General features: G+C 71.3%; 7 protein-coding genes. 1 reads left to right on the top strand and 6 read right to left on the bottom strand.

Annotated features, from left to right (window positions below; genetic code table 11):
* Positions 1–43: 43 nt before the first annotated feature.
* Positions 44–589 (top strand): hypothetical protein, encoded by a 546-nt coding sequence (locus WML84_RS08940; protein WP_347345796.1) that lies wholly within the window; start codon positions 44–46, stop codon positions 587–589.
* A gap of 49 nt (positions 590–638) precedes the next feature.
* On the opposite strand, the gene pyk is transcribed toward WML84_RS08940, so the two are convergent.
* From pyk to WML84_RS08910, 6 genes are all read right to left on the bottom strand, one after another.
* The gene (pyk, locus tag WML84_RS08935; protein ID WP_347345795.1) at positions 639–2,087 is read right to left on the bottom strand and encodes a pyruvate kinase; all 1,449 of its coding nucleotides are present in this window, start codon (positions 2,085–2,087) and stop codon (positions 639–641) included.
* Between the two features lie 90 nt (positions 2,088–2,177).
* Complete coding sequence (locus WML84_RS08930; RefSeq protein WP_347345794.1) at positions 2,178–3,644, bottom strand: glutamate synthase subunit beta; 1,467 nt, start codon at positions 3,642–3,644, stop codon at positions 2,178–2,180.
* Positions 3,637–8,217 carry a glutamate synthase large subunit gene (gltB, locus tag WML84_RS08925; protein WP_347345793.1) on the bottom strand — a complete coding sequence of 1,527 codons (4,581 nt, stop codon included), beginning with the start codon at positions 8,215–8,217 and terminating at the stop codon, positions 3,637–3,639. Before gltB ends, WML84_RS08930 begins: the two co-directional genes overlap by 8 nt.
* A gap of 54 nt (positions 8,218–8,271) precedes the next feature.
* Positions 8,272–9,243, bottom strand: coding sequence for a prolipoprotein diacylglyceryl transferase (lgt, locus tag WML84_RS08920; protein WP_347345792.1), 972 nt, complete (start codon positions 9,241–9,243; stop codon positions 8,272–8,274).
* Between the two features lie 158 nt (positions 9,244–9,401).
* Positions 9,402–10,184, bottom strand: coding sequence for a tryptophan synthase subunit alpha (gene trpA, locus WML84_RS08915; RefSeq protein WP_347345791.1), 783 nt, complete (start codon positions 10,182–10,184; stop codon positions 9,402–9,404).
* Positions 10,181–10,731, bottom strand: a 551-nt coding sequence (locus WML84_RS08910; RefSeq protein ID WP_347345790.1) for a pyridoxal-phosphate dependent enzyme, incomplete at its 5' end; no start/stop codon positions are given. The genes trpA and WML84_RS08910, both read right to left, overlap by 4 nt.

Below are 10,731 nucleotides of genomic sequence, written 5' to 3'. Positions count from 1 at the left end.
CGTCGGGTGCGTCGGTGTCCGCGGCAGCGGATATGGTGCCGGTATGGACGATGCGACACGAACCGACACGGCCGACCTCGAGGGCGCCGCGGGTCGGCGCGACCTGCCGGGCCTCACGCAGGCGCTCGCCGACGCGACCGTGGGCGACGAGGTCCGCGCGGTCTTCCTCTCCCGCCGGCACGGCGCGTTCCTCGTCGACGGCATCGTCCGCGAGGGCGTGGGCGGCGCGCTCAAGGTGGGCGGCGTGCTGCTGACCGACTCCGCGCGCCGGCCCGACAAGGAGCTGCGGCGCCTCGGCCCGCACGCGGACGCCGACGAGCCCGACGCCGTCCCGTTCGAGCTGCCGCCGCACGGCGCGCTCGTCCGGGCGGTCTTCGACCACGAGACCCACGGGCGCGTCGCCCTGACCGGCGTGGCCACCGAGGGGGCCGCCGACGACCTGCTCGTCGTGGGCGGCTGGGTCGTCGGCCACGACGGCACGTGGGCGCCGCGCCTCGTCTCGCTCACCGTGCTCGCGGCGGCCGACGCGCACGACTTCGTCCGTCCCCCGCGGCGCGAGAGCCTCAGCTTCGGCGCGACGGAGGAATGACGAAGACACGGGATGCCTCGCCCGAGGCATCCCGTGTCTTCACGTCCTCTTACCGCTCGGCCTGGTAGATCGGCGCGGCGCCGTGGACGGCGTCGCCGACCTTGTGGACGCGGATGTCGTTGGTGGAGCCCACGATCCCGGGAGGCGACCCGGAGATGACGACGACCTTGTCGCCGACCTTCGCGAGGTCGTTCGACAGCAGGTAGTCGTCCACCTGGATGAACATGCGGTCGGTGTGGGTGACGCGCGCGACGAGCGCCGACTGCACGCCCCACGTGACCGCGAGGCGGCGACGGATGCCCTGCAGCGGCGTGAACGCGTACATCGGGATCTTCGAGCGCAGCCGCGACATCCGACGCACGGAGTCGCCCGACTCGGTGAAGACGCACAGATACTTGGCGTCGACGAACTCGGCCACCTCGTTCGCGGCGAGGGTGATCGCACCTCCCTGGGTGCGCGGCTTGGCGGTCACCGGCGCGATGCGCTCGAGGCCGTGGTCCTCGGTGGACTCGATGATGCGCGCCATCGTCTCCACGACGATCACCGGGTACTCGCCCACGCTGGTCTCGCCCGAGAGCATGACCGCGTCCGCTCCGTCGAGCACCGCGTTGGCGACGTCGCTCGTCTCGGCGCGCGTGGGCACCGGGCTCCCGATCATCGACTCGAGCATCTGCGTGGCGACGATGACCGGCTTGGCCATGCGGCGGCACAGCTCGACCGCCTCCTTCTGCACGATCGGCACCGCCTCCAGCGGCAGCTCGACGCCGAGGTCGCCGCGCGCGACCATGATGCCGTCGAACGCCTCGATGATGCCCTCGAGGTTGTCGACCGCCTGCGGCTTCTCGATCTTGGCGATGACCGGGATACGGCGTCCCTCCTCGGCCATGATCACGTGCACGCGCTGGACGTCCTTCGCGTCGCGCACGAACGACAGGGCGATGAGGTCGGCGCCGATGCGCAGCGCCCAGCGCAGGTCGTCCTCGTCCTTCTCGGACAGGGCCGGCACGTTGACCGCGACGCCGGGCAGGTTGATGCCCTTGTTGTTCGAGACGGGACCGCCGACGATCACCTCGGTGGTGACGACGACGCCGTCGGTCTCGAGCACCTTGACGCGCACCTTGCCGTCGTCGATGAGGAGGAAGTCGCCGGGCGCGACGTCGTTCGGCAGTCCCTTGAAGGTCGTCGAGACGAGCTCCTTGGTGCCGGGGACGTCCTCGACGGTGATCTTGAAGATGTCGCCGGGCGCGAGGTCGTGCGGGCCGTCCTCGAAGCGGCCGAGGCGGATCTTCGGCCCCTGCAGGTCGACGAGCACGGCGACCGGACGGTCGGCGTCCTCGGATGCCTTGCGCACGTTGGCGAAGTTGTTCTCGTGCACGGAGTAGTCGCCGTGGCTGAGGTTGAAGCGGGTGACGTCCACGCCCGCCTCGATGATGGCACGGACCATCTCGTAGGTGGACGTCGCAGGACCAAGGGTGGCGACGATCTTCGCACGTCTCACGTGTGTGACTCCGGTTCGTTGATTCGGGCTCGGCGGTTTCGTGTTGGTTCGGACTCGGCGCCTCGTGGGCGCGGACGCGTCCGCCCCAGCCTACGCGGGCTGGAGGCCGATCGCAGTGTCGGTCGGTGCGACCGGCGAGGGCAGCGCGGTGCGTCCCATGAGGTGGCGGTCGACGGCGGCGGCGGCCGCGCGGCCCTCGGCGATGGCCCATACGATGAGCGACTGGCCGCGGCCGGCGTCGCCCGCCACGAACACGCCCGGCGTCGTGGTCTGGTACGCCGCGTCGCGCTCGACGTTGCCGCGAGCGGTGAACGCGGTGCCCAGCTGCTCCTCCAGCACGGCGCTCTCCGGGCCGGTGAAGCCCATCGCGATCAGCACGAGGTCGGCGGGGATGTCGCGCTCGGTGCCGCTGCGCGGCACGCGGCGGCCGTCGACGAACTCGGTCTCGGCGACGCGCAGCGTCCGCACCTCGCCGGCGTCGTTGCCGAGGAACTCGACCGTCGACGCGAGGTAGGCGCGCTCGCCGCCCTCCTCGTGCGCGGACTGCACCTCGAACACCGTCGGGGCCATCGGCCACGGCTGGTGGTCGGGGCGCTCCGACGGGGGGCGGCGGCCGATCGCGAGGTTCGTGACGCTCAGCGCGCCCTGGCGGTGCGCGGTGCCGATGCAGTCGGCGCCCGTGTCGCCGCCGCCGATCACGATGACGTGCTTGCCCTTCGCGGTGATCTGGTGGTCCACGGCATCCCCCGCCGTCGCCCGGTTCGACTCGACGAGGTACTCCATCGCGAAGTGCACGCCGTCGAGGTCGCGGCCCGGGATCGGCAGGTCGCGCGGCAGCGTGGCGCCGGTGGCGACCACGACCGCGTCGTAGCGCGTGCGCAGGTCCTCCCACGTGATGTCGCGGCCGATCTCCACGCCGGCGCGGAAGCGCGTGCCCTCGTCCTGCATCTGGCGCAGGCGCGCCTCGAGGTGGCGCTTCTCCATCTTGAAGTCCGGGATGCCGTAGCGCAGCAGCCCGCCGATGCGGTCGTCGCGCTCGTACACGGCGACCGTGTGGCCGGCGCGCGTGAGCTGCTGGGCGGCGGCGAGGCCGGCCGGACCGGAGCCGACGACCGCGACGGTCTTGCCGGTGAGGCGCGCGGGCGGCTCGGGCTCGACCCAGCCGCGCGAGAAGGCCTCGTCGATGATCGAGACCTCGATCTGCTTGATCGTGACCGCCGGCTGGTTGATGCCCAGCACGCACGCGCTCTCGCACGGCGCCGGGCACAGACGCCCGGTGAACTCCGGGAAGTTGTTCGTCGCGTGCAGCCGCTCGATGGCGCTGCGCGACTCGCCGCGCCACGTGAGGTCGTTCCACTCCGGGATGAGGTTGCCCAGCGGGCAGCCCTGGTGGCAGAACGGGATGCCGCAGTCCATGCAGCGCCCCGCCTGGCGGCGGAGCACCGCGCTGTCGCCGGGCTCGTAGACCTCTTTCCAGTCCATGATGCGCACGGGCACGGGGCGGCGCGGCGGCAGCTCGCGCTTCGTGACGTTGAGGAAGCCCTTCGGGTCAGCCACCGGTCACCTCCAGGATGCGGGTCCAGACGACGTCGCCGTCGGGGTCCAGCCCCTCGGCGACGGCGTCCTGACGGGTCTGCAGCACCGCGGCGTAGTCCCGCGGCGTCACCTTGACGAACTCGGCGGCGACGGTGTCGAAGTCGGCGAGCATCGAGCCGGCCAGCGGCGAGCCGGTGCGCTCGTGGTGCTCGACGAGCAGGCTCCGCAGCACTTCGAGGTCGGCGCGGTCGAGCGGGCCGAGGATCAGCTCGCCGCCGCCCAGGGACTGCTCGTTGACGCGCTCGCGCGGCAGCGCGTGCACGTAGGCGGTGCCGCCCGACATGCCGGCGCCGAGGTTGCGCCCGGTGGCGCCGAGGATCACCGCGACCCCGCCGGTCATGTACTCCAGGGCGTGATCGCCGACGCCCTCGACGACGGCGGTCGCCCCGGAGTTGCGCACCAGGAACCGCTCGCCGACGATGCCGGAGATGAAGATCGTGCCCGCTGTGGCCCCGTAGCCGATGACGTTGCCGGCGATGACGTTCTCGTGCGGTGCGAACGTCGCCGTGCGCGCCGGACGGATCGTGATGTCGCCGCCGGAGAGGCCCTTGCCGACGTAGTCGTTGGCGTCGCCCTCGAGCCGGAGGGCGATCCCCGGCGGGAGGAACGCGCCGAACGACTGGCCGGCCGTGCCGTGCAGCGTGACGTCGATCGCCTCGCGCGGAAGCCCGGCCTCGCCGTGGCGCACCGTCACCTCGTGGCCGAGCATCGTGCCGACGGCGCGCTCGGTGTTGCGGATCGGCAGCTCGATCACGACCGGGGCCCGGTCGACGAGCGCGTCGTGGGCCATCTCGATGAGCGACACGTCGAAGTGGCGCTCGAGCTCGTGGTCCTGCGCGCGCGTGCGGCGACGCGGCGCGTCGGGCGCGAAGTCGGGGCCGCGCAGGATCGGCGTGAGGTCGAGCCCGTTCGCCTTCCAGTGCGTGATCGCGCCGTCGACGTCGAGCAGCTCGTTGTGGCCGATGGCCTCGTCGAGGGAGCGGAAGCCGAGCTCGGCGAGGTACTCGCGCACCTCCTGGGCGATGAACTCCATGAAGTTCACGACGAACTCGGGCTTGCCGCCGAAGCGGGCCCGCAGCACCGGGTTCTGCGTCGCCACACCCACCGGGCACGTGTCGAGGTGGCACACGCGCATCATGATGCAGCCCTCGACCACGAGCGCCGTGGTCGCGAAGCCGTACTCCTCGGCGCCCAGCAGTGCGGCGATCACGACGTCGCGGCCGGTCTTGAGCTGGCCGTCGGCCTGCACGACCACGCGATCGCGCATGTCGTTGAGCATGAGCGTCTGCTGGGTCTCGGCCAGGCCCAGCTCCCACGGGGTGCCGGCGTGCTTGAGCGAGTTCAGCGGGCTCGCGCCGGTGCCGCCGTCGTGGCCGGAGACCAGGATGACGTCGGCGAGCGCCTTGGCCGTGCCGGCCGCGACCGCGCCGATGCCGGACTGGCTCACGAGCTTGACGTGCACGCGGGCGCCCGGGTTGGCGCGCTTGAGGTCGAAGATCAGCTGCTTGAGGTCTTCGATCGAGTAGATGTCGTGGTGCGGCGGGGGCGAGATGAGGCCCACGCCGGGCGTGCCGCCGCGCGTGCGCGCGATCCACGGGTAGACCTTCGCGGGCGGCAGCTGGCCGCCCTCGCCGGGCTTGGCGCCCTGGGCGAGCTTGATCTGGATGTCGTCGGCGTGCGTGAGGTACATGCTCGTGACGCCGAACCGGCCGGACGCCACCTGCTTGATCGCGCTGCGCCGCTCCGGGTCGAGGAGGCGCTCGAGGTCCTCGCCGCCCTCGCCGGTGTTCGACTTCGCGCCGAGACGGTTCATCGCGATGGCGAGCGTCTCGTGCGCCTCCTTCGAGATCGAGCCGTAGCTCATCGCGCCGGTGGAGAAGCGCTTCACGATCGACGACACCGGCTCGACCTCGTCGATCGGCACCGGCGGACGCGTGCCGGTGCGCAGGCGGAACATGCCGCGCAGGGTCTTCAGCTCGGCCGCCTGGTCGTCGATCAGCCGCGTGTACTCGCGGAAGACGTCGTAGCGTCGCGTGCGCGTGGAGTGCTGCAGGCGGAACACCGTGTCGGGCGTGAACAGGTGCGGCGAGCCGTCGCGGCGCCACTGGTACTCGCCGCCGGTCCACAGGCGCTCGTGGGCGCGCGCGGCCTCGTCCTCGGGATACGCGTAGTCGTGCCGGATCTGGTTCTCGGCCTCGATGTCGTCGATGCCGATGCCGTCGAGCTTCGTCTCGGTGCCGGTGAAGTAGGCGTCGACGAGCTCCTGCGAGAGGCCGACCGCCTCGAACGCCTGTGCGCCCGCGTACGACGACACGGTCGAGATGCCCATCTTCGACATGATCTTCAGCACGCCCTTGCCGAGCGCGTAGATGAGGTTCTTGACCGCCTTCTCGGGCGTGATGCCGGTGATGAAGCCCGCGCGCACGAGGTACTCGACGGTCTCCATCGCCAGGTACGGGTTCACCGCAGACGCGCCGTAGCCGATGAGCGTCGCGACGTGATGCACCTCGCGCACGTCGCCGGCCTCGACGACGATGCCCACCTTCATCCGGTTCTCCTGCCGGATCAGGTGGTGGTGCACGGCCGAGAGCATGAGCAGCGACGGGATGGGGACGAGGTCCTTGTTCGAGTCGCGGTCGCTGAGGACGATGAACTCGGTGCCCGCGGCGATGGCCTCGTCGACCTCGGCGCAGATCTCGTCGAGACGCGCCTTCATCGTGCCGGGACCGGCGTCGAAGTGGTAGAGGCCCTTGACCGTCACCGTGCGGCGGCCGGGCATGGTCCGCCCGATGTTCTGGATCTTCGCCAGCTCGTCGTTGTCGATGACCGGGAAGTCCAGCGTGATCTGCCGGGCGTGGTCGGGACCCCACGACAGCAGGTTGCGCTCGCCGCCGAGGCTCGCGCGCAGGCTCGTGACGACCTCTTCGCGGATCGAGTCCAGCGGCGGGTTCGTGACCTGCGCGAACTGCTGGGCGAAGTAGTCGAACAGCAGCCGGGGACGCTTGCTGAGCACCGCGATCGGCGTGTCGGAGCCCATCGCGCCGAGGGGCTCGACGCCGTGCTGGCCCATCGGGGTCAGCAGGATCCGCACCTCCTCCTCGGTGTAGCCGAACGTGCGCTGACGGCGCATGATCGACGCGACCGGGTGCACGATGTGCTCGCGCTCGGGCAGCTCCGACAGCTGCAGGCGCTGACGCAGCCACAGGTCCCAGGGCTCCTGGGCGGCGAGCGTGGCCTTGATCTCCTCGTCCTCGACGATGCGGCCCTGCGCGGTGTCGACGAGGAACATGCGGCCCGGCTGCAGGCGGCCGCGGCGCTTGATGCGCTCGGGCGCGAAGTCGAGCACGCCCGTCTCGCTGCCGATGACGACGAGGCCGTCGGTGGTCTCGGTCCAGCGCCCGGGGCGCAGCCCGTTACGGTCGAGGGTCGCCCCGACGACGGTGCCGTCGGTGAAGATGAGCGCGGCGGGACCGTCCCACGGCTCCATCTGCAGCGAGTGGTAGTCGTAGAAGGCGCGCAGCTTCGGGTCGATGTCGGCCTGCTTCTCGTACGCCTCCGGCACCATCATCATGATCGCGTGGGGCAGGCTGCGACCGGTGAGGGTGAGCAGCTCCAGGACCTCGTCGAAGGATGCCGAGTCGCTCGCGCCCTCGGTGCAGATCGGCAGCAGCGGCCGGATGTCGCCGAGGAGCTCGGAGGCGAGCTGGGACTGGCGGGCGCGCATCCAGTTGCGGTTGCCCTCGACCGTGTTGATCTCGCCGTTGTGGGCGAGCATGCGCAGCGGCTGCGCGAGCGGCCACGACGGGAACGTGTTCGTGGAGTAGCGGGAGTGCACGACCGCGAGCTCGCTGGCGAAGCGCTCGTCCTGCAGGTCGGGGTAGAACGGCTCCAGCTGGAGCGTCGTGACCATGCCCTTGTAGCCGATCGTGCGGCAGGACAGCGAGACGAAATACGCGCCCAGTTCGTGTTGGGCGCGCTTGCGGAGCCGATATGCGAGTCGGTCGAGTTCGAGCCCGGACATCGCCGGCGCGCCGCCGATGGCGGGGCGCGAGAGGAAGAGCTGCTCGAACGCGGGGCGCGCCTGGTAGGCGAGCTTGCCGAGGTTGTCCTGCGCGGTGGGGACGACGCGCCAGCCGAGCACCGTGAGGCCCTCGGACGCCGCGAGGCGCTCGATCTCGGCCTTGAGCGCGGCGCGCTCGGCGTCGTCGCGCGGCAGGAACGCCAGGCCGGCGGCGTACTCCCCCACGACCGGCAGCTCGAAGCCGGTGACGGCGCGGAAGAAGGCGTCCGGCATCTGCGTCAGGATGCCGGCGCCGTCGCCCGTGCCCGCGTCGGAGCCGATGGCGCCGCGGTGCTCGAGGTTGCGCAGCGCCGTGAGAGCCAGCTCCACGATGTCGTGGCCGGCGGTCCCGCGCAGCGTCGCGACCATGGCCAGACCGCACGCGTCCTTCTCGAACGCGGGGTTGTACATGCCCTGACGGGGCGGGAACGCGCCGTGGGCGCCGTGGGCGCCGTGATCGGGGCTCGTCGGCATACCTACCGTCCTCACTCTGAACTCAGGATGGGACGACGTCGGCCCGGGTGGCTGTTACTTGGCGGCTGCGGTGCTTGTGGCGCCGGCCGCATCGACATCGAGTGCGGGCGGCTCGCTTACGTCCACGAAGTCGTCGGTGTTCTGCGATTGTACAGCCCCGCGGGGACCGCGTCCCTGGACGTACACCGACGGCTCGAGCGACGGATGACGGCGGCCCTGGACGATCACGATGACGACGCCCAGCGCCACGGCGAGGATCGCGGCCCACACGTTCGTGCGGATGCCGAGGATGATGTCGCTCGGGTCGATGCGGATCGACTCCCACACGATGCGGCCCGCGCCGTACCACACGAGGTACAGCCCGAACAGGCGCCCCCACTGCAGCACGAAGCGCTTGCCGGCCCACAGGAGGACGACGACGCCGAGCGTGTTCCACACGACCTCGTACAGGAACGTCGGGTGGAACAGCGTGCCCTCGGCCAGTCCCGGCGGGAACGCGGGGTTGTCGGAACTGATCTCCAGGCCCCACGGCAGGTCGGTCGGCTGGCCGAACAGCTCGTGATTGAACCAGTTGCCGAACCGGCCGATCGCCTGCGCGAGCAGCAGGCCCGGGGCCAGCGCGTCGGCGAAGCTCCAGAAGCGGATGCCGGTCCACCGGCATCCGAGCCACGCCCCCACGGCACCGCCGATGAGCGCGCCGAAGATGGCGATGCCGCCGTCCCAGATGTTCCAGATCGCGTCGCGCTCGAACGGGTTCCACCACTGGGCGCCCGCGCGGAAGTAGTACGACGAGTGCGTGAAGACATGGTAGAAGCGCGCCACGATGAGCGCGAGCGGCACGGCGAGCAGCGCGATGTCGATGACGACCCAGGGCTCGGCGCCGCGGCGCGTGAGGCGGCGGTTGGTCATGAGCGTCGCCACGACGATGCCCGCCATGATGCACAGCGCGTAGATGTGGATCGTCACCGGGCCGAGCGTGAAGCTGCTGATCGGCGGGCTCGGGATGCTGACGGGCACGAAAGGCATGCGTACGAGTCTAGGCTCGCCCGAGCGCTGGTCGATGCCGACGCTCAGTCACCACCCGACGGTTTCGGGTCCACGCTCGCGCAGCCGAGTCACTGCCTTCTCGCCCGGTCACTGCGTTGCAGAGCAGTGACTCGGCGGTACGGCAGTGACTCGGAGAGTCAGCGTGACGTGCCGGACGTGAGGGCGCGCGTCGTCTCGGCGAGCCCCTCCAGTCCCCCGTCGCGGAGGGCGCGGACCAGGGCCGTGCCCACGATCGCGCCGTCGGCGTACTCGAGCACGCCGGCGACCTGGTCGGGCGTGGAGATGCCGATGCCGACGCACGCGTGCTCGACGCCGTGGGTGCGCAAGCGCGCCACGAGCGTGCGGGCCGCGGCATCCAGCTCGGCGCGCTCGCCCGTGATGCCCATCGTCGAGACCGTGTAGACGAAGCCCGTGCTCGCGCGCGCGATCAGCTCAAGCCGCTCGTCGGTGGAGGTCGGCGCGGCCAGGAACACGCGGTCGAGCCCGGTGCGCTCCGACGCCGCGATCCAGGCCGCGGCCGCCTCCGGCGTGATGTCGGGCGTGATGAGCCCGGCGCCGCCGGCGGCGAGCAGGTCGTCGGCGTAGCGGTCGACGCCGTACTGCAGCACGGGGTTCCAGTACGTCATCACGAGGATCGGGACGTCGACGCGCGCGGAGATCTCGCGCACCGCCGTGAACGTGTCGCGCAGACGGAAGCCGCCGGCGAGCGCCGCTTGCGTCGCCTCCTGGATGACCGTGCCGTCCATGACCGGGTCGGAGTACGGCGGCCCGAGCTCGAGGACGTCGGCGCCGTTCTCGGCGAGCGTGACCGCGGCCTCGATGCTCGTCCGCAGATCCGGAAAGCCCAGCGGGAGGTAGCCGACGAACGCGCCGCGCCCCTCGGCGCGGGCCGCGTCGATCGCGGCGGCGACGCGGCTCACAGCTCGGTCCCCTCTCCGGATGCCGCCTCGTCGGCGGGCGGCGTGTCCACCGGCCCCTCGGCGTCGTCGTACAGACCGAACCAACGCGCGGCGGTGTCCATGTCCTTGTCGCCGCGGCCCGACAGGCTCACCGCGATGATCGCGTCGGGCCCGAGCTCGCGGCCCAGTCGCAATGCGCCGGCGAGGGCGTGCGCGGACTCGATCGCGGGGATGATGCCCTCGGTGCGGCTGAGCAGGCGCAGGGCGTCCATCGCCTCGGCATCCGTCGCCGGGATGTACGAGACGCGTCCGATCGAGGCGAGCCACGCGTGCTCGGGACCCACGCCCGGGTAGTCGAGTCCCGCCGAGATCGAGTGCGACTCGATCGTCTGGCCGTCCTCGTCCTGCAGCACGTACGTCATCGCGCCGTGCAGCACGCCCGGGCGCCCGCGCTCGATCGAGGCGGCGTGCCGCTCGGTGTCGACGCCGTCGCCGGCGGCCTCGACGCCGTAGAGGGCGACGCCCTCGTCGTCGAGGAACGCGTCGAACATGCCGATCGCGTTCGATC

The organism is Microbacterium sp., from assembly GCF_039812165.1.
GTDB lineage: Bacteria > Actinomycetota > Actinomycetes > Actinomycetales > Microbacteriaceae > Microbacterium.
This window is presented reverse-complemented; position numbering and strand designations above follow the sequence as displayed.

Coding starts and splice junctions, on each gene's coding strand:
- WML84_RS08940 (WP_347345796.1), top strand. CDS start 44: ATGGACGATGCGACACGAACCGACACGGCCGACCTCGAGGGCGCCGCG.
- gltB (WP_347345793.1), bottom strand. CDS start 8,217: ATGCCGACGAGCCCCGATCACGGCGCCCACGGCGCCCACGGCGCGTTC.
- lgt (WP_347345792.1), bottom strand. CDS start 9,243: ATGCCTTTCGTGCCCGTCAGCATCCCGAGCCCGCCGATCAGCAGCTTC.